Below are 18825 nucleotides of genomic sequence, written 5' to 3'. Positions count from 1 at the left end.
GTGCCTCCTCAGATCAGTTCGACGGCCATGGCGGTGGCTTCGCCGCCGCCGATGCAGATCGCCGCTACGCCACGGCGCAGACCACGTGCACGAAGGGCCGAAAGCAGCGTCACCAGGATCCGCGCGCCCGAAGCACCGATGGGATGGCCGAGCGCGCAGGCACCGCCGTTGACGTTGACCTTGGCGTGGTCCAGCCCCAACTCGCGCATGCTGGCCATGGCGACCACCGCGAAGGCTTCGTTGATCTCGAACAGATCCACGTCTCCGGTGGACCAACCGGTGCGCTCCATCAGCTTGCGGATCGCCCCGATCGGCGCGGTGGTGAACAGGTTCGGCGCATCGGCGTAGGCCGCGTGGCCGTGGATCACCGCCTGTGGCTGCAGGCCCCAGCGCTCGGCTTCGGAACGGCGCATCAACAGCAGCGCGGCGGCGCCATCGGAAATCGAGCTGGAGTTGGCCGCAGTCACCGTGCCGCCCTCGCGGAACGCCGGCTTCAGGCTGGGAATCTTTTCCGGCATCGCCTTGGGCGGCTGCTCGTCATCGCGGATCTGCCGCTGCTGTTTGCCCTGAGTGACGTCCAGCGCGACGATCTCATCGGCAAAGTGCCCTTCGGCGATTGCCGCCTGGGCCCGTCGCAGCGATTCCAGCGCGAACGCATCCTGCTCCTCACGGGTGAAGCCGAAGGCGTCGGCGCACTCCTCGGCAAAGGTGCCCATCAGGCGGCCCTTGTCGTAGGCGTCTTCCAGACCATCGAGAAACATGTGGTCGAGCACCCGGCCGTGCCCCATGCGATAGCCGCCACGGGCGCGGTCGAGCAGGTAAGGCGCGTTGGACATGCTTTCCATCCCGCCGGCGACGACGATATCGGCACTCCCGGCGAGCAGCTGGTCGTGGGCCATGATCACCGTCTGCATGCCCGAGCCGCACATCTTGTTGACCGTGGTGCAGGTGGTGGCGCGGGTCAGCCCGGCGCTCAATGCCGCCTGGCGCGCCGGTGCCTGGCCCTGGCCGGCAGGCAGCACGCAGCCCATCAGCACATCCTGCACGTTCTCGGCCGGCAGGCCGCTGCGTTCCACGGTGGCACGGATGGCGGCAGCACCGAGCTGCCAGGCGGTCATCCCCTGCAGGTCGCCCTGAAAACCGCCCATGGGCGTGCGCGCACTGCTGACGATTACGATCGGATCATCTTTCATCTCTGCTTCCTTTACTTGGCGGCCATGCGCAAGGCGCCGTCGAGGCGAATCACCTCACCGTTGAGCATGCTGTTCTCGAAGATGTGCCGCACCAGCGCGGCGTATTCGGCCGGATGGCCCAGGCGTGGTGGGAACGGCACGCCGGCGGCCAGCGAGTCACGGATTTCCTGGGTCATGCCGGCCATCATCGGTGTCTCGAACACACCGGGGGCGATGGTCATCACGCGAATGCCGAAGCGCGCCAGCTCGCGCGCGGCCGGCAGGGTCATGCTGACCACACCGCCTTTGGACGCAGCATAGGCGGCCTGGCCGATCTGCCCGTCAAAGGCGGCAATCGATGCGGTATTGATGATCGCGCCGCGCTCGCCATCAGCGTCTGGCGCGTTCTCCGCCATCGCCTCGGCGGCCAGCCGCAGCATGTTGAAGCTGCCGATCAGGTTGATGCCGACGATGCGGCTGAAAGCGTCGAGGCTGTGCGGACCATTGCGTCCGAGCACTTTTTCGCCACCGGCGACGCCAGCGCAATTGACCAGCCCGTGCAGCCCGCCGAAATGTTCGCGCGCGGTGGCGACGGCATGGCGCGCGGCCTGTTCATCACGAATGTCGGCGGCGACGCCGAGGGCGCTAGGCCCGAGCGCCTGTGCCGTGGCGTTGGCCGCGGCTTCGTCCAGATCGGCGAGCACGACCTTGCCGCCCGCCTCGACCAGCGCCTGCGCCGCCGCAGCGCCAAGGCCGGAGGCGCCGCCAGTAATGAGGAATACCTTGTCGCGAATCTGCATGGCTGTCTCCCGTGCTTGTTGTTATTCGGTGCGAAGCCGGGGTTATCTTTGGACAGCGACACGGGTGCGGCAATGGTCGATGTTCTCAACCTGCCTGACCGTTTTGGCCAATGGCAAAAGGCAATCTTCCCGCTATCGCTAAAGGCGTGAGGACAGCTGGAGGCCTCAGGCCCAACAACGCGCTATCAGGCGCGCGCCGGCGCCAGAATCAGGTTGCGGTAGTGCCCGGGATTGATACCTGTCCACTTGCGGAACGCCTTGTAGAACGAACTGACATCGGCAAACCCCAGCCGCTCGGCGATTTCGCCATAGCTGATGGCGGCGTCGGCCAGCCATTCGGTGGCCATTTCCTGGCGCAAGCCGTCCTTGATGGCCTGATAAGGCTGCCCCGCCTCCGCCAGCCGGCGACGCAGGGTCGAGGCCGAGATGCACAGGGTCTGTGCCAGCGTCTCGCTGTCTGGCCAGCGTTCGGCAGGCAGGCTGCGCAGGTGCTGTTTGATGCGACTGGCCAGGCTGGAGTGGTCGCGATAACGCACCAGGATGTTGGCTGGCGCTTCGGCGAGAAAGACCTGCAATTCTGCTTCGCTACGACGGATCGGCAGATCGAGCACTTCGGCAGCGAAAATAATCCGCGTCGACGGCCGGCCGAAACGCAGGTTGTCGGAGAACATCACCCGGTAATCATCCGTGTAGTCCGGTTCGGCACAACGCAACTCGACCGCCAGCAGCGGGATACGCCGCCCCACCAGCCAGCAGGCCAGGCCGTGCAGGAGCATCCAGAAGGTGAAGTAGCAAAAGGCTCGCGCCGGCTCGGGGTTGCGTTCGCGCAGCAACACTTCAGCCAGGCTCTGGCTGCGGATCAGCTTGCCACGCAGGTCCTCCAGGCCCAGCCCGAGAAAGCTCAGTGCGTGAACCAGCGCCTTCTCCAGTGTCGGCTGCTGGATGCAGCTGCGGCTGAGAAAGACGAAGCTGCCCCAGCGCAGCCGGCGCGGGTCCATGCCGAAGAATTCGTCATCGAAGCGCCGCGCCAGTCGCAGCCAGAGTTGCGAGTAGTCACGCACGTTCATGCGGCCGTCGGGATCTTGCAGGCAGGCGGGGTCGAGACCGATCTCATCCAGCAGCTGCCCGGTGGATAGCCCGGGCTGCACGAAACCCAGCAGCGCCTCGGCTACCAGGCGGACGCTGATGCTGTCCCGGCGGGCTATCGCCGAGACGGCTGCCTCGTCTGCTGTCGTTTGCGCCTCGCTGGTCATGCGGCTCGGTTTCCTGGCCTGTAGTCGTTGGCCGCCATGATCGGCCAGGCACGGTCGCGCTGTCAGCCCTTGCGTCACATCCAGCCCAGGGTCAACCCCATCACCATGAGGTAGCGCGCGGTCTTCGCCAACGTGACGATCAGCAGAAAGCTCCATAGCGGCTCACGCATCACGCCGGCGACCAGGGTCAGCGGATCACCAATGATCGGCACCCAGCTGAGCAGCAAGGTCCAGCGACCGTAGCGATGGTAGCTGTGCTGCGCCTTCGTCAGTTGCCGCTCGTTGACCGGAAACCAGCGCTTGTGGCGAAAATGCTCGACGTAACGCCCGAGCAGCCAGTTCACAACCGAGCCCAGCACATTGCCGAGGCTGGCCACGGCGACCAGGGCCCAGACCGTGTAGCGTTCGGAAAGAAGGAGGCCGGCGAGCACCGCCTCGGACTGCATCGGTAGCAGCGTGGCGGCACCGAACGCCGCGAGAAAAAGGCCGAGATAGCCGGAGAGCGACACCATCAATATGCAACCGTAACCATGCTGACTGACGGCGCGCAGTATGCGGGAAAGCGCATCGCTTGGGCGGTGACTGCGGCTGGGATGATGCTTGAGTAAGAACCTCCAAGCCCGCGGCGATTCACTCGCGACAGACTAGCCGGCGTCACTGTGTCACCTTGCAACAGGGCAACAGGGCAACAGGGCAACAGGGCAACAGGGCAACAGGGCAAATTTACATGCGGCACCGGTGTTGCCGAGATCGGACATTGCCATGGACGGCAGGACGGGCCGCACTGACATCACATCTCGTGAATACGGCTCACCTGACGAGCAAGACGCATGGTCTCGTGCTCTTCCATGCGTAGAAGGTCCTCGGCGAGATTGCGTGCACCATCAATTTCGGCGCGACGCGCCAAGGAGCGGTAGAGATCGATCACCTGGTTATGAATGGTGAAGATATCCAGGGAAATCTCCTCCACCGTCATGGTGTCGTAAGCCTTACAGGCCTGATTGCGCAACACGGGATTGCGTGTCAGATAGTCGTAGATCCAGGTATGCAATGCCTTCGGGTCGGCATGCTTCTCGATCTTGTCGACCGTTTCCGCCAGTGCTCTCTCGTGGTCGGCTATGTATACGAGCAGCCATTTGGCGCGGGTCTCGTCATGCTTGTCGGAACAGCGCGCCATGCATCGCGCCAGCATGGCGTGGGTGTCGCGTGTCCAGTCGACCAGGTCTTCGAATCGCTCGATCTTCATCGCCAAAATCTCCGCTGGTAGGACGGCAAACAGCACGGCACAGGCCTGTCTCACCGGTGCCTGATTCTGTCCGCTTGCCAGGTCCGGTTACATGACGCTGATTAAGAGATTAGTCCACCCTGCTGTGCCAAGGCCGCTCACACCGCGCAACCTTGCTATAGATCATTGCCGGCCGGAAAAGGACGGTCGAGGATGGGCGTGGATTCGCAAACCATGTGCCATCGCCCCGCCGGCGGCTAGGCCAGCATCTGGGAAGCACGCTCATGTACCACGTCGTGTTGCGCGGGGCTCTGTTGATGCTTCTGGGGATACTGGCCAGCGCTCATGCCTTCGCTAACGCAACGGTGCTTAAGGTATTCGTGCGTGACGGCTGCCCGCACTGCAGCGCAGCCAAGGCCCATCTCGCGGAGCTCTCCACGCAGCATCCGGCGCTGGAGATTCGCCTGCGGGAAGTCGATCGCGATCCTGCCGCTCGCGCCGATCTGCTGCGCCTGTCCCGTGACGCCGGCATCTGGCCGCCGGCAGTGTCGACATTCGTCATCGCTGATCAGATGTACTACCTGTTTCGCCGTGCTCGCGCTGAGCAGCCGCAAGCTCACAAAACGACCTGGCGGCACGCTGAAGCTCATCAGCGGTGCGGTGATGCTCCCGCGGGTCAGCTGCTACCAGCCGCAATGGCTGCAGTAGCAGATTGCCAGAGGTGACCTATGCTGGACCCTAGCGCCGCTGCCATGCAGCAAGGGAGAGGCAAATGAGAGCATTCCGCCAGCGCACCATCGCCCTGCTACTAGCGCCGCTCCTGCTTGCTGGCGGCCTGGCGCAAGCATCCACCGCCAATCACGCTCGTTTCGATGCCCTGCTGGGTCCTTTCGCCAGTGGCGAAGAAGTAACGCGGGCCTGTCTGAGCTGCCACGGCAAGGCAGCCAAGCAGATCATGGCCACGCGACACTGGACCTGGGACTACATAAACCCAGATACCGGTCAGCGTCTGGGCAAGAAGACCATGCTCAATGGCTTCTGCATCGGCGACCGTTCCAACGAGGCATTCTGCCAGTCCTGCCACATTGGCTACGGTTGGAAGGACGCCAGTTTCGACTTTACTGACGAAACCAAGGTCGACTGCCTTTCCTGCCATAACACCGGCAACTACCTCAAGCTTGCGGGCCTCGCCGGGCATCCGCCGCTGGTGCGCAGCGAAACCGCACCCAGCTCAGGCAAATTCATCGAACCGGTCGACCTGGCCGCCGTGGCACGCCATGTTGGTGCAACCACACGCCGGACCTGCGGGACCTGCCATTACTACGGCGGCGGTGGCGACGGCGTGAAGCACGGCGATCTCGATTCGTCGCTCAATGCGCCGTCGCGTGAGCTGGACGTACACATGGCCGCCGAGGGTCTCGATTTCACCTGTTCGACGTGCCACGTTGCCGAGGAGCACCGGATCGCCGGCAGTCGCATCAACGTTACTGCCAGCGACCCGCACGGCGCAGTCACCAGAGGTGAGCGCAGCGAGCGCAATCGTTCGACCTGTCAGTCCTGCCATGGTGACAAGCCGCACCAGGGAAACCTGCTGCACGCGGGGCGCCTTAATGACCACACCAGTGTGCTTGCCTGCCAGAGCTGTCATATCCCGGCCTTCGCCCGCGGCGGCGTGCCTACCAAAATGGCCTGGGACTGGTCCAGCGCCGGAAGAATGGACGCCAACGGCAAGCCATTCCAGACGCGCAACGAGCGCGGTCAGGTTCTTTACGACAGCAGAAAGGGCAGTTTCGTACTCGGCGAGAATGTAGTACCCGACTATGTCTGGTTCGACGGTCGGGTTAGCTATGTGCAACCCGATACTGTAATAGACCCAAGCACCCGGGTACCGATCAATAGCTTTCACGGCACACCGGGGGCCACTGATGCACGCATCTGGCCGGTCAAAACCTTTCACGGGCGCCAGCCTTTCGATACCGAACTCCTGACATTGCTGGTGCCGCATACCGCGATCCCGAACGATACGGCGTTCTGGTACAACTTCGATTGGGGCAAGGCCCTGCAGGCTGGAGCCGGCGCTTCTGGCGCACCCTACAGCGGAGAGTTCGACTTCGTCGACACGTCGATGCTGTGGCCGATCACCCATATGGTCGCACCGAAGGAACAGGCGCTCGATTGCGCGCAGTGCCATGCCCGGCAAAGCCGGCTCGGCGCTGTACCCGGCATCTGGCTGACTGGCAAGCACCACAGCCCCCTGCTCGACCGGATCGGTTTTGGGCTGGCTGGCCTCACTCTGCTGGGCGTCCTCATGCATGCCGCCTTGCGCGTACTCTCGCGCCGTCGCAGAAGGAGTCACTGACATGGGCGAGCGTCTCTACCTGTTTACCCGTTTCGAGCGCTTCTGGCACTGGTCGCAAGCCACACTGATCATCACGTTGTTGTTCAGCGGCTTCGCGGTTCATGGCAGCCACGCGTTACTGGAGTTTCGCACTGCGGTTGAAATCCACGAGGTATCCGCCTGGCTGCTGATGCTGTTGTGGGTGTTCGGCATCTTCTGGCATTTCACCACCGGCCAGTGGCGCCAGTACATTCCCACGCTGAACAGCATCGACCGGATGCTGCGCTACTACGTCCACGGGATTTTCATCGGCGCCCCCCATCCGTACAAGATCACGGTGGAGCGCAAGCACAACCCGTTGCAGCGCCTGTCGTACCTGTTCGTCAAAGTGATGATCGGCCCGCTGCTGTGGCTGACCGGGCTGCTCTATCTCTTCTGGGAGCAGGTACAGGAGCTACTCTCGCCCTGGTTCAGCTTGCAACAGGTCGCACTGCTGCACACGGCGGGCGCGTTCATGATGCTGATCTTCCTGATAGCGCATGTATACCTGGCCACAACCGGGCGGACGCCCCTGGAACACATCAGAGCCATGCTGAGCGGGTGGGAAGAGAAGCAATGAATGATCAATGAGTGGATAAATACCCCCACCGGTATAAGATGAGCCGAACATCTACGTCCTTTCATGTCGGAGCTCCGGATGAAATCCTCATTGATCGCCCTTTCCCTCAGCATGCTGGCTTTCGCGGCCCAGGCAGTAGAACTCGAAGTCACCCCGCAAGACGCCTACGCTCGCGCCCAACAGGAGGATGCAAAGATCCTCTTCGTCGACGTCCGCGACCCGGTGGAGATCATGTTCGTCGGCTTCACCGACGCCGTGGATACCAACATTCCGTATCTGCTCGTCGATCGGGACGCCTGGAATGACGAGCGCGGTGCGTTCCAGACCAACCGTAATCCGAAGTTCCTCGAGCAGATCCAGGCCGAACTGGACAAGCGTGGGCTGGGCGCCGACACCGAAATCATCACCATGTGCCGCTCGGGCAGCGAGCGTGGCAAACCCAGTACGGATTTCCTGCGTGAGAACGGTTTTCCCAATGCGCGGTATGTCGTCGATGGATTTCAGGGCGCGGCGATAAAGGAAGGACCGCAGGCAGGTTTTCGCCTACAGAACGGCTGGCAGAACGCCGGCCTGCCGTGGAGCCCGAAGATGAATCCGGAAAAGATCTACCGCACCGATCGCAAGTAAACCCTCGCGTAGCGCGGCACCTCGGCGATGAACATCGGTAACGCACACCGCCGATCGGCCATCAGCCAAAAACGGTCACCGTTTGCCGGCTCAGCGCGACCAATTCTCCGGTTGGTGTCCACAACGCCGCGGCGCAGTGGCCGTAGCCGTCACGGGCATGCTCGATAACGGCGCGGTACATGCACCAGTCGTGGCTGTCGAGTTCAGGCAACGGCTGGATGAATTCGATGGTCCAGGTCAGTGAACTGCCGGGCGCGAAGCTCTTCAGATGCGGCAACACGGCAGGCGGCCAGGCATCGACCAGCGCCAGCAGGTGCGCTTCAGTCATCGGCTCGCGGGGTACATCACCACGCTGGCGCACCCAGCCGCCCATTTCGCGGGACGCGTTGCCAGAAAATGGCAGCCCGCCGATGCCCCAGCGCATGGCCAGGTAACGGGTAAATTCCGGCGTTACGCCTGCTACGTAAGGCAGTTCCTGGCAGGCTTCGACCGGTGGCATGGCTGGCGCCGGCTCGGCCGCGACATCCACGACGGAACTGCGCGCTGCGCCGAAGCTGCCCTGGACTATGGTGACCACCTGCCCGTCCTGCATCACCCGGCCGAGCATCTGGCTCACGGCCTTGCCTTCTCGCAATACCTCGGCCTCGAAGCTCGCCGGCGTGTCCAGCGCCAGCGGCCCGACGAAGGTAATCGCCAGCGAACGCAGCGGTCTACCGTCGGGCACCTTGGCGCGCATGCTTTCGAAGACCAGCGCGGCGACCAGACCGCCGAAACCGGCACGCCCCTGTCCCCAGCTGGCCGGTACCACCACACTGCCGGGGTTGTCACGCACCGCCTGCAACAGCTCGCAAAGCTCCATATCCACCTCGTTATCGTTCGTTATGCGAGCGATGTTAAAGGGGCGCCGGTGAGGGTGCGAGCCTGCCTGGCAGAAGCGGCCGCATGAAATGTCGAATCATCCATGCCGGCAATGGACGTCAGCCACGTTGTGCCGGCGCGGCGGGACGCCAGGGCAGCGCCCGGCGTAGCCGGCTCAAGGCGCGTGACAGGTCGTCAGTCGCATCAGTTTGCTGGGCGTAGCGCTGCGCCTCGTAGAGGCTGACGAACGCAAGAATGGCCGGCGCCTGCTCGGGCAGCATCGCTGCGGCGCGCTGGGCGAAACTACGGGCGCCCTCGCCTTTGTGGCGGCGCGCGCCATGACGTGCCAGAAGGCGTTCGAAGCGCCGGAACAGGCGCTGCTGAACGTCCGTTTCGCGCCGCCAAGGCTTGAACAGCAGCAGCGCGAGCACGCCGGTCAGCACACCCAGCAGCGCCACCAGGCCAAGACCGAGCGTCTGCCCGTCCAGCTTGCCGAACCAGCGCTGCAGCATCTGCGACTGCTGCTCGTCCTGATAGTTGAGTACCCAGCGCTGCCAACCGTAATTGAGGCTGTCCCAGCGCAGGCGCAGCGCGTTCATCCAGCCGATATCACGGTAGCGCAGCAGTGACATCGGTTCGTCTGCGAGAAAGCTCTGCTCACGGGCGAGCGCCTGCTCCAGGCCCTGCTCCACCCGCTCGGGCGCAACTTGGAAGGTCGGGTCGACACTGACCCAACCGCGCTCGGCGACCCAGTATTCGACCCAGGCGTGTGCGTCGAACTGATGAACGGAGAGATAATTGCCCGCCGGGTTGACCTCACCGCCCTGATAGCCCGCCACCACCCGGGCCGGAATGCCGGCTGCGCGCAGCACGAAAGTCATGGCGCCGGCGTAGTGTGCGCAGAAACCGCTGCGCGTCTCGAACAGGAAATCATCGACGATATCGCTCCCCACCGGCGGCGGCTCCAGAGTGTAGTGATAGGGCTGGTGGTTGAAGTGCTTCAACAGCGCATCCACCATCGCCTGCGGCTCTTGCGCAGAGCGCCGTAGCTCGGTCGCCCAGGCGCGAGTACGTGGATTGCCCTGTTCCGGCAGCTGCAATGCGGGCCCGAGGCTCGCCGGTGCGCTGGTCGCTTCGCGACGCGCGTCCAGCCATGAAGTCGCCTGATACATCAGCGGCTTGTTCACCGGCTGGCGGCGCTGGAGATGAAAATCTGCCATCAGCTGCGCCTCGCCGCTCGCGACCTGCGGCACATCCAGCGCGAACAGCCAGGGCTGACCGCTGGGCTGCATGACGATGCTGTAACTGAGCGGCTCAACAGCCGCCTGCCACTCCGGCGCCTGGGGAAGCTGTGAGGCGTAGGACTGCGACCAGCGACGACCGTCGAAGCGTTCGAAGGTCACCGCGCGCCAGTAGAGCTGGTCGCGGGGCGGAATGCCGCCGTCGAAGGTGACGCGAAAGGCCAGCTCCGCCGAACGGCCAAGACGGGCGATATCGCCGGGCGCCATGTGATCGGCCAAGCCGGTTGTGCCGCGGTCGCCGGCCTGCGGCAACGACCACAGTGGCGGCAGGCGGGGGAAGAACAGAAACAGCACCAGCATCAGCGGAATCGCCTGCAACAGCAGCGAACCGGCCAGGCGTACCGTCGGCCATGGTCGGGTGACCAGGCTACTCTGCTGCAGCCCGATCATCGCGGCCAGCAATGCGGTGACGGGCAGCAGGCTATACAGTCCGGCGACCAGGCTGTCCTCGAACAGGTAGCTGGTCACCACCGCGAAGAAGCCGAGGAAGATCAGCACCAGCGCATCGCGACGGGTGCTCATCTCCACGAGCTTGAGAATGAACGCAGCGATCAGCAGCACCACGCCGGCTTCCAGGCCGACCAGGCTGCCGCGCGAGAAATACACGCCGAAGCCGGCGCCAATCATCAGCAGCGCCTTGAGCCAGCTGCGCGGATAACGCGCACGCATGCGGAATATCTGGATCCGCCAGCTGGCGCAGCCCAACCACAGGCCGATGATCCATAGCGGCAGATGAGTGAGGTGCGGCAGGATCACCAGCACCTGCGCCACCAGCAGCCAGATCAGGCTGTTGCGCGGAATTCCCGGCTTCGCGCTCACTTCACGCCCTCCTCGCTCAGGCCATGCAGCGCCAGTGCACGCAGGCAGGCATCCCGATGAGCCTGCCCGCCATCGGGTCCGACCAGCTCACCCGGCAGGCGCAGTGCGAACGGTTGCTGCTTGTCGCTGAGGTCGACGACCCAGTGGCAGAGCCTCGACAGGCGCTGCTCGATGTCGCCGTCCAGGGCATCGAAGTCGAGCAGCGGATCGTTGCCGAGCAGGCTGGCGAAATCCTTCACCAGCAGGCCCTGGCCACGGGAATAGGCCTTCCAGTGCAGGCGTCGGCGCGGATCGCCCGGCTGCCAGGCCCGTAGCCCTTGATAGTCGTCGACACCGGCGCCGCGCGTCAGTGTGCCCTCATCCTCGGTTTCCGGCGCACTGCCGCCAGGAGGGCGCTCGGCAAACGATGGCTGCGGGTAGACCAGCGCCGCCAACTCCAGATCGATCCAACTCCAGGCCACCAGCAGGCCCAGCGGAAACCGGCTCTCGACCCGCACACGCCCCGGTCGCAGCCAGCCGCGGCGTTGCGTCGGCAGGCTCAATTCGACTTCGACGGCGCCGCCCGCCGGCACATCGACCAGGCGCAAGCCGCTGGCCGGCCAGCCGAGCGCCACCGCCTGATAGGCGCGACCGGGACTTTCCAGACGCACCCGCAACAGCGCCTGCTCACCGACGAATGCTGCGGTGGTTCCGCCCGCCTGCAGGACCAGGCCGGCAAGATTGCGCCAGGTATGCAGGATGGTGACGAGATACAACGACCCGAGCAGAAAGGTCAGGCCGTAGGCCAGGCTGTTCTGGTAGTTGATCGCGGTCAGCAGCATCAGCAGCAGCGCCACCAGGAACGCGAGCCCGACCGCGGTGGGCATGATGAAGATGCGCCGCTGGTTCAGGCGCACGCTGGAAGCGGGCGGGATGCGCCGTAGCAGCCAGCGGTCACGAAAGCGCGGCAACAGCCTCACGATGGTTGCCCGCCATCATGCGCGAATGTCGCTGTCACAGCGCAGGCACTTCGCGCAGCAACCACTGCACCAGCGCGCCGCCGCCGTGACCGGTAGCATCCGCGCGCTCGCGCAGGCGATGACCGACCACGGTTGGCAACACCGCCTGCACGTCTTCCGGGATCACGTAGTCGCGACCGTCGAGAAACGCCCAGGCACGTGCAGCCGCAAGCAGGGCCAGGCTGCCACGCGGCGACAGTCCCCAGGCGAATTGCGGCTGCGTGCGGGTGGCCTCCACCAGTCGCAGCACGTAATCGACCAGCGCATCGCTGACCCGCACGTTGCCCACTGCGTCCTGAATGGCACGTAGCTCGTCGTGTTCCAGCAGAGGTTCGAGGCGGGTCAGCAGATCGCGTCGCGACTCGCCCAACAGCAGCGCCTTTTCCGCTGCCTTGGCCGGATAGCCCAGGGAAACGCGCATGAGAAAGCGGTCCAGTTGCGATTCCGGCAATGCAAAGGTGCCGCCTGAACTGACCGGGTTCTGTGTGGCAATGACGAAGAATGGGTCAGGTAACGGGCGCGTCGCCCCCTCGATGGTGACCTGCCCCTCCTCCATGGCTTCAAGCAGCGCGCTCTGGCTCTTCGGCGTGGCGCGATTGATCTCGTCGGCCAGCACCAGCTCGGCGAAGATCGGACCCGGGTGGAAGACGAATTGCCCGCTGTCCTTGTCGAACACCGAGGTGCCGAGAATGTCGCCGGGCAACAGATCGGAGGTGAACTGGATGCGCTGGAACTCCAGTCCCAGCACCTTGGCCAGGGTATGACTCAGGGTGGTCTTGCCCATGCCCGGCATGTCTTCGACCAGCAGATGACCTCGGGCCAAGAGACAGGCAAGGGCCAGTCGAACCTGGGCTTCCTTGCCGAGCAATACTTCGTTGACTGCTCGCAGGCAGGCGTCCAATCGGGTGCGCATAGACTCTCCTTCGTTCGTCGCCCTGATGCTACTGGTCAGTTGCGGCCAGGCAAAGCAAAGGAAATGCCCGGTGACGAGTTTGTGATCCTGGCACCGTTGCAGCGCTCACGCCGCTGCGCCTGATTCCAGACGATGGAAAGCAGCTGCAGACATTACTTGTGAGATGACGGCCGCGAAAAAGCGGTAAGCGAGCCGGAAGGCTCGAAGGCAATTGCCGGCCCGTGCGCTAGCGAACGGGCCGGCAACTGAGGACGCCGGCTCAGCGACCGGCGCGGGATTCGCGAAGGTAGAAGCGCGCCTTCTGCGCCTTCTGCGTGCAGCCGCGGAAGGCTTCGAACTGCTGCTGCGTCTTGGCGCCGGTCAGCAAGGCCATGGCCTTGGAGTAGCTGACCGTACCGGCGAAGCCTTCGGCTTCTGCCAGGCTCTGCTCCCTCCACGCCGCATTCAGCTCCGCGGCGCAGCTGTCACGATATGCCGTCTTACCAGCACAACCGGCCAGCAACAGAACCAGCAAAGGCAAAGATAGCCAGGTTTTCATCGCATGATCCCTCGTATGCCATTCAGGAATTAAGGCGCCGCTCGCGCCTGACGGTGCCGCAGATACTCGACCACGGACGGCTGGTCGCCAGCGAACTCGATACGCTCGGCCTTGCTCTCGCGCTGATAGGCGTACATGGGGTCGTAATACTCACCCAGCAGCGCCTCAATCCAGGCGCGATGCAGGTCGACAGAGCTGCTACGCGCCTGTTCCGCCAGCGCTTGATCCATCAGCAATGCCAGGCGCTGGTAACGCTCGCCGCCAAGTCGCTTACTGATATTGACCAGACTTTGCTGCAGACGCTCGGCGAATGCAGCGAAACCGTTTTCACCCTCCTCGGCGATGAATTCGGCGCAGAGGTCGATCACGTAGTCCTTGAGGATCCGCTCAACGCGCCCTTCCAGGCTGTCCTCCAGCCAGACCAGCGGAAATTCCTGCATGCCGTTGAACAGCGGCAATGGAATCGAGCAACGCCCGACCAGACGCGCCTCGTCCTCGACAACGAACGTCTCGATGCCCATGGCACGCATCTTCAGCAGCCGGATCGCGAGGGCGTTCTCGAAATCGATCTGCGCCGGCTGTGGTGTCGCGCGCTTGCCGAAGCTGGAGCCACGGTGATTGGCCAAGCCTTCCAGGTCCAGGCTGTTATCCAGCTGCGCCAGCACTTCGGTCTTGCCGGTACCGGTCATCCCGCCCACCAGCACGAAACCGCACTGCTCGACAGCCTGATCAATGGTGTCCAGCAAGAAATGGCGCATCGCCTTGTAGCCGCCGACGACCCGCGGGTACTCGATGCCCATCTCGTCCTTCAGCCATTGCTGGACGATCTTCGAACGCAAACCACCACGGAAGCAGTACAGGTAGCCGTTCGGATGAGCCCGGGCGAAATCGGCCCAGGCCTGAAGCCGCTCCGCCTTGGTCTTGCCGGACACCAGCTGATGGCCCAGCTCAATGGCGGCTTTCTGGCCGTGCTGCTTGTAGCAGGTGCCGACCTTCTGCCGCTCGATGTCGCTCATCAGCGGCAGGTTGACCACGCCGGGAAACGCGCCCTTGTCGAATTCCACCGGCGCACGGGCATCCATCATCGGGGTGTCGTTGAGGAACAGCGCGCGAAAATCTTCGGTATCGCTGCGCATCAACGCACCTCTACTGCATGGCTACGCGCATCCACCAGCTGGCCGATCGGCTCCAGGGCGAGGCCGAGCTCGGCGCAAACGGCGAGGAATTCAGCTTCGCCTTCCGGCGCCACGGCGACCAGCAAGCCACCACTGGTTTGCGGGTCACAGAGCAGCTGCTTGTGGCGTTCGTCGAGCGTGGCGATGCGTTCACCGTAGCTGTCGAAATTGCGCTGGGTGCCGCCGGGCACGCAGCCCTGCTCCAGGTAATATTCGATGCCCGGCAGGCGCGGGACGCGAGGGTAGTCGATCTCGGCGGTCAGGCCGCTGCCGTCGGCCATTTCCACCAGATGGCCGAGCAGGCCGAAGCCGGTGACGTCAGTCATGGCGCGAACGCCTTCAAGCTTGCCGAAACGGCTGCCGGCGGTGTTCAGCGTGCACATCCAGTCGCGGGCCAAGCCGATGTCCTCGGCGCGCAGCTTGGCCTTTTTCTCCGCGGTAGTGAGGATGCCGATGCCCAGCGGCTTGGTCAGGTACAGCTTGCAGCCGGCGGTAGCGGTGTCGTTGCGCTTCATCTGATGCTTGTTCACCAGGCCGGTGACGGCCAGGCCGAAGATCGGCTCGGGCGCATCGATCGAATGGCCGCCGGCGAGGGGAATGCCTGCGGCATCGCAGACGGCGCGGCCACCGGCGATCACTTCTCGGGCGACTTCCGGCGGCAGCACGTTGACCGGCCAGCCGAGGATGGCGATGGCCATGAGCGGATCGCCACCCATGGCGTAGATGTCGCTGATGGCATTGGTCGCAGCAATGCGACCGAAATCGAACGGATCGTCGACGATGGGCATGAAGAAGTCTGTGGTCGACACCACGCCGCGCTCTTCATCGATGCCATACACCGCGGCGTCATCACGCGAGGCGTTACCGACCCAAAGGCGCGGATCGAGGTTCTGCGCACCGCTGCCGGCAAGAATCACATCCAGCACCTTGGGCGATATCTTGCAGCCGCAGCCGGCGCCGTGACTGTACTGGGTGAGGCGGATCGGTTCGCTCATCAGGCTCTCTCGTGACACGTGCACAAACGGGCGGCGATTGTAGCAAAGGCCACCGTGATTTCGCCGGTTGCCGCTGGATTCTGGCACGCGGTGACAGGCTCGCACATGACGAGTTCCCGATCAGCGCTTGCAGGCTCGCCGGCCAGGCATGAAGCTATCGCGAGTGCCACAGGGAGAACCGCATGAGTAAGAAAGTTGCACTGGTATTGGGATCCGGTGGCGCACGGGGCTATGCGCACATCGGCGTGATCGAGGAACTGGAGGCACGTGGCTACGAGATCGCCTGCATCGCCGGCTGCTCCATGGGCGCGGTCGTGGGCGGCATCTATGCAGCTGGCAAGCTCGACGAGTACCGCAGCTGGATCGAAAGCCTCGATTACCTGGACCTGCTGCGCCTGGTCGACCCAAGCTTCAGCCTCGGCGCGATCCGCGGCGAAAAGGTGTTCGGCCGCATCCGCGACATGGTCGGCAAGACCCGCATCGAGGATCTGCCGATTCCGTTCACGGCGGTCGCCACCGACCTGACCAATCAGCAGGAGATCTGGTTTCAGGAAGGCAGCCTGGAACTGGCGATGCGCGCCTCAGCGGCCATCCCGAGCCTGTTCACGCCGGTCATGCAGGGCAATCGCATGCTGGTCGACGGCGGCCTGCTCAATCCCCTACCGATCGTCCCGGTGGTGTCGGCGCATTGCGACATGATCATCGCGGTCAACCTCAACGCCAACAATCACAAGCAATACCCGCTACCGGAGATCGAGCGCCCCGGCCGCTTCGACTCGCTCATGACCTCGATCAGCTCGCACATCCCGTTCTGGCGCAAGGACGAAGCCGAGCTGACCGAACAGATCGAGGATATCCGCGCAGGCGAACTGACTCGCGGGGATCAGCCACCGGCCGCACCGACCAGCCGCGGCGCGCCGCGTTCGGCAGAGGGCTCGACGGTAATCGATGTGACTGGCCCCGCGTCGCTGCTGGAGCTGATCAACCAGAGCTTCGATGTCATGCAGTCTTCGCTGGCGCAGTACAAGATCGCCGGCTATCCGCCGAATGTACTGGTCAATATTCCGAAGCGGGCCTGCCGCTTCTACGAGTTCTACAAGGCGCCGGAGCTCATAGCGCTGGGCCGCATCGTCGCCCACGACGCCCTCGTGCGCTACGAAGAGGAGCAGTGACCGGCAGACGCCACCTCACCGTCTGGCAGGTTCCCGCCGCTCGTTCGCGAGCTGCGTCGATTCGTGCGGTGGCATCTGCGGCACCTCCTTGATCAGCCAGTCACCCAGCAGGCTATAGGCCACCGCGAGCAGGGTCGGACCGAGGAACAGCCCCATGAAACCGAACGCGAGAATGCCGCCGAACACACCGAGCAGCACCACCACCAGCGGCAGATTGCCCCCTCGGCTGATCAGATAGGGTTTGAGCACGTTGTCCACGCCGCTGATGATGAACATCCCCCAGATGCCGAGGAAGATCGCCATACCGTAATCGCCCTGCCAGGCCAGCCAGGCAACGGCAGGCCCCCAGATCAGCGGCGGCACCATGATGAAGCTACAGGCGAAGGTCAGCAGCCCGAGCACCAGCGCTCCCGGCACCCCGGCGATGAGAAAACCGATGTAGGCCAGAATCGCCTGAGCCGCGGCAGTGCCTATCACCCCGTTGACCACGCGCTGCACCGTCCCCGCAACGAGTTCCAGATAATGATCCGCACGGTCACCGATCAGCCTGTGCAACAGGCTATGGACGAATGCCGACAAGCGTGGCCCATCGCGATAGAAAAAGAACACCAGCACCAGGCTCAGCGCCAGTTCGAGCATCCCGCCGCCGATGCGCGCGCTGCGCACCAGGAGCCAGTTGGCGACTTGGCCGATGTAGGGCCGAATGCTGGCGATCAGCGCCGTGCCCTGCTCGTCCACGGTGCTCCAGAAATTCAGCAGTGCATCGCCTATCAGCGGCACCTCACCCAGCCAGGCCGGCGCCGGCGGTAGTCCCTCAACCTGCAGATCGTGCAGCAATGCATTGGCATCGCGTATCTGGTCGGCGATGTTGAAGCCCAGCCAAACCAGCGGCACCGCCACCAGAACCATCCAGCTGAACGTGAGCAGACCGGCGGCGAGCGTGGCATTGCCATTCAGCCAACGGGTCAGCACGCGCATGACCGGCCAGCTGGCGAATGCCAGAACGGCAGCCCAGAACAACGCGGAAGCAAAGGGCGCCAGTACCCAGAGACAGGCGGCCAGCAGCCCGAGGAGCAGAATCTGCACCAGCAGGCGATCATTGTTGAGCATGCGAAGTTACTCTACTGAAAAGAGCCGGCGCGTTCTGTCAGCAACGCGCCAGCGAAGACGGCTATTGCAGCCGTTACGCAGGATCAGCGCAATAGTCTGATGAGCAAACCGGGTTGCTCCGACTCATCCACTTCCAGGCGGCCGCCACGAATGCGTTCGGCGACCAGCGCCTCACGCCAGGCCGCTGCGCTGCGGCCGGCCAGGCTCACCCGCGTTGTGCTGTCCAGGCGCATGACGTTGGCTAGCAGCGCACCCCACTCGGCCGTCGGCTCATCGGCCAGATCCGGTAGACGCAGTTCGCCAGTGCTGCGCAGCTGTCGTTGTAATGTCGCCGCAGTCGGCAGTACACCCGTCAAAGGCCGGTCGGAGAGAAGTTGTTCGACATGCAGATAAGGCCTACCGTTGCCACGGGTAATCCCGTACAGCGCGATCAGTTCGCCCTCACCCCCGGGCATGCGCGCCAATAGATAGGCCTGCTGCGCCTCGGGACCGTAGAGCATCGACTTGTCGAAGATTGCGTTGGCCCACAGACTGCTGGAACCACACTCACGCCCTTCGCACCAAAAGAGCAACTCGGCGCCCCGTTGCAACAGCGTGCCGCGAGCCTCGGTAAAGGCTTCAATACCCGTGTGCGTGGCTGGCAATTGATAGGTGATCGCGGTCAGCTCGCCAGAGACGACCACCTGGGAGGCCATCCGCAGGTTGCCACTGATGCGACGTATCGAGTCCTGCGGATACACCCGCTCCTGAACCTGGGTTTGCCGGTAATCGACGATCTGCGCCTGGGCAAAACGAGGCAGGCGCTCCAGATCGGCGCTCCCGGTAACGTCAGCCGCCAGCACAGCGGCGGAGAAAAACGCCGCCGCTGCTATCCATGCACTTCGCATAACTCTCCTCAACGGGACACCTTCG

General features: G+C 63.9%; 19 protein-coding genes. 5 read left to right on the top strand and 14 right to left on the bottom strand.

Translation table 11 applies throughout. The annotated features are described in order from the left end of the window. Positions 1 to 8: 8 nt before the first annotated feature. The 5 genes from BM275_RS05480 to BM275_RS05460 all read right to left on the bottom strand — a co-directional run bounded on the left by BM275_RS05480 (position 9) and on the right by BM275_RS05460 (position 4471). The gene (locus BM275_RS05480; RefSeq protein ID WP_090519777.1) at positions 9 to 1193 is read right to left on the bottom strand and encodes an acetyl-CoA C-acyltransferase; all 1185 of its coding nucleotides are present in this window, start codon (positions 1191 to 1193) and stop codon (positions 9 to 11) included. 11 nt (positions 1194 to 1204) lie between these two features. Further along, on the bottom strand, positions 1205 to 1972 hold the full coding sequence (locus BM275_RS05475) for an SDR family NAD(P)-dependent oxidoreductase (RefSeq protein ID WP_090519776.1): 768 nt from the start codon (positions 1970 to 1972) through the stop codon (positions 1205 to 1207). A 185-nt stretch (positions 1973 to 2157) separates the two neighbouring features. Further along, complete coding sequence (locus BM275_RS05470; protein WP_090519775.1) at positions 2158 to 3225, bottom strand: AraC family transcriptional regulator; 1068 nt, start codon at positions 3223 to 3225, stop codon at positions 2158 to 2160. A 74-nt stretch (positions 3226 to 3299) separates the two neighbouring features. Continuing rightward, the gene (locus BM275_RS05465; RefSeq protein WP_090519774.1) at positions 3300 to 3737 is read right to left on the bottom strand and encodes a YqaA family protein; all 438 of its coding nucleotides are present in this window, start codon (positions 3735 to 3737) and stop codon (positions 3300 to 3302) included. 278 nt (positions 3738 to 4015) lie between these two features. Next, complete coding sequence (locus tag BM275_RS05460; protein WP_090519773.1) at positions 4016 to 4471, bottom strand: hypothetical protein; 456 nt, start codon at positions 4469 to 4471, stop codon at positions 4016 to 4018. A 263-nt stretch (positions 4472 to 4734) separates the two neighbouring features. Here BM275_RS05460 and BM275_RS22400 point away from each other — a divergent pair, with 263 nt between their 5' ends. The 4 genes from BM275_RS22400 (at position 4735) to BM275_RS05440 (ending at position 8034) form a co-directional block, all read left to right on the top strand. Then, a complete protein-coding gene (locus tag BM275_RS22400; protein WP_341864678.1) occupies positions 4735 to 5175 on the top strand; it encodes a glutaredoxin family protein in 441 nt (146 codons plus the stop codon). A 47-nt stretch (positions 5176 to 5222) separates the two neighbouring features. Beyond that, entirely contained in the window at positions 5223 to 6809 is a 1587-nt protein-coding gene (locus BM275_RS05450; RefSeq protein ID WP_090519772.1) for a tetrathionate reductase family octaheme c-type cytochrome, read from the top strand. A 1-nt stretch (position 6810) separates the two neighbouring features. Next, entirely contained in the window at positions 6811 to 7407 is a 597-nt protein-coding gene (locus BM275_RS05445) for a cytochrome b/b6 domain-containing protein (protein WP_090519771.1), read from the top strand. Positions 7408 to 7485: 78 nt separating this feature from the next. Then, complete coding sequence (locus tag BM275_RS05440) at positions 7486 to 8034, top strand: rhodanese-like domain-containing protein (protein WP_090519770.1); 549 nt, start codon at positions 7486 to 7488, stop codon at positions 8032 to 8034. A gap of 61 nt (positions 8035 to 8095) precedes the next feature. On the opposite strand, the gene BM275_RS05435 is transcribed toward BM275_RS05440, so the two are convergent. From BM275_RS05435 to selD, 7 genes are all read right to left on the bottom strand, one after another. Continuing rightward, on the bottom strand, positions 8096 to 8893 hold the full coding sequence (locus BM275_RS05435) for an acyl-CoA thioesterase (protein ID WP_014820445.1): 798 nt from the start codon (positions 8891 to 8893) through the stop codon (positions 8096 to 8098). Positions 8894 to 9011: 118 nt separating this feature from the next. Continuing rightward, entirely contained in the window at positions 9012 to 11012 is a 2001-nt protein-coding gene (locus BM275_RS05430; RefSeq protein WP_090519768.1) for a transglutaminase TgpA family protein, read from the bottom strand. Beyond that, complete coding sequence (locus BM275_RS05425; RefSeq protein ID WP_090519766.1) at positions 11009 to 11971, bottom strand: DUF58 domain-containing protein; 963 nt, start codon at positions 11969 to 11971, stop codon at positions 11009 to 11011. The genes BM275_RS05430 and BM275_RS05425 overlap by 4 nt, the downstream gene beginning before the upstream one ends. Before the next feature lie 34 nt (positions 11972 to 12005). Then, positions 12006 to 12923: an AAA family ATPase gene (locus BM275_RS05420; RefSeq protein WP_014820448.1), complete on the bottom strand. Its 918-nt coding sequence runs from the start codon at positions 12921 to 12923 to the stop codon at positions 12006 to 12008. Positions 12924 to 13182: 259 nt separating this feature from the next. Further along, positions 13183 to 13461, bottom strand: coding sequence for a hypothetical protein (locus BM275_RS05415; protein WP_090519764.1), 279 nt, complete (start codon positions 13459 to 13461; stop codon positions 13183 to 13185). 29 nt (positions 13462 to 13490) lie between these two features. Next, positions 13491 to 14597 carry a tRNA 2-selenouridine(34) synthase MnmH gene (gene mnmH, locus BM275_RS05410; RefSeq protein ID WP_090519762.1) on the bottom strand — a complete coding sequence of 369 codons (1107 nt, stop codon included), beginning with the start codon at positions 14595 to 14597 and terminating at the stop codon, positions 13491 to 13493. Further along, positions 14597 to 15631 carry a selenide, water dikinase SelD gene (gene selD, locus BM275_RS05405; RefSeq protein WP_090519760.1) on the bottom strand — a complete coding sequence of 345 codons (1035 nt, stop codon included), beginning with the start codon at positions 15629 to 15631 and terminating at the stop codon, positions 14597 to 14599. The genes mnmH and selD overlap by 1 nt, the downstream gene beginning before the upstream one ends. A 182-nt stretch (positions 15632 to 15813) precedes the next feature. Here selD and BM275_RS05400 point away from each other — a divergent pair, with 182 nt between their 5' ends. Beyond that, positions 15814 to 16803, top strand: a complete 990-nt coding sequence (locus BM275_RS05400; RefSeq protein ID WP_090519758.1) for a patatin-like phospholipase family protein — start codon at positions 15814 to 15816, stop codon at positions 16801 to 16803. 15 nt (positions 16804 to 16818) lie between these two features. Here BM275_RS05400 and BM275_RS05395 read toward each other — a convergent pair whose 3' ends face one another. Together BM275_RS05395 and BM275_RS05390 are read right to left on the bottom strand one after the other, a co-directional pair. Next, a complete protein-coding gene (locus tag BM275_RS05395; protein ID WP_090519756.1) occupies positions 16819 to 17913 on the bottom strand; it encodes an AI-2E family transporter in 1095 nt (364 codons plus the stop codon). An 83-nt stretch (positions 17914 to 17996) separates the two neighbouring features. Beyond that, complete coding sequence (locus BM275_RS05390) at positions 17997 to 18800, bottom strand: DUF4892 domain-containing protein (protein ID WP_023447214.1); 804 nt, start codon at positions 18798 to 18800, stop codon at positions 17997 to 17999. Positions 18801 to 18825: the final 25 nt, after the last annotated feature.

Origin of the sequence: Stutzerimonas kunmingensis (assembly GCF_900114065.1) — a bacterium.
Taxonomy (GTDB): domain Bacteria; phylum Pseudomonadota; class Gammaproteobacteria; order Pseudomonadales; family Pseudomonadaceae; genus Stutzerimonas; species Stutzerimonas kunmingensis.
Note: the sequence above shows the minus strand (reverse complement) of the source record. Positions and strands in the feature narration are given on the sequence as shown.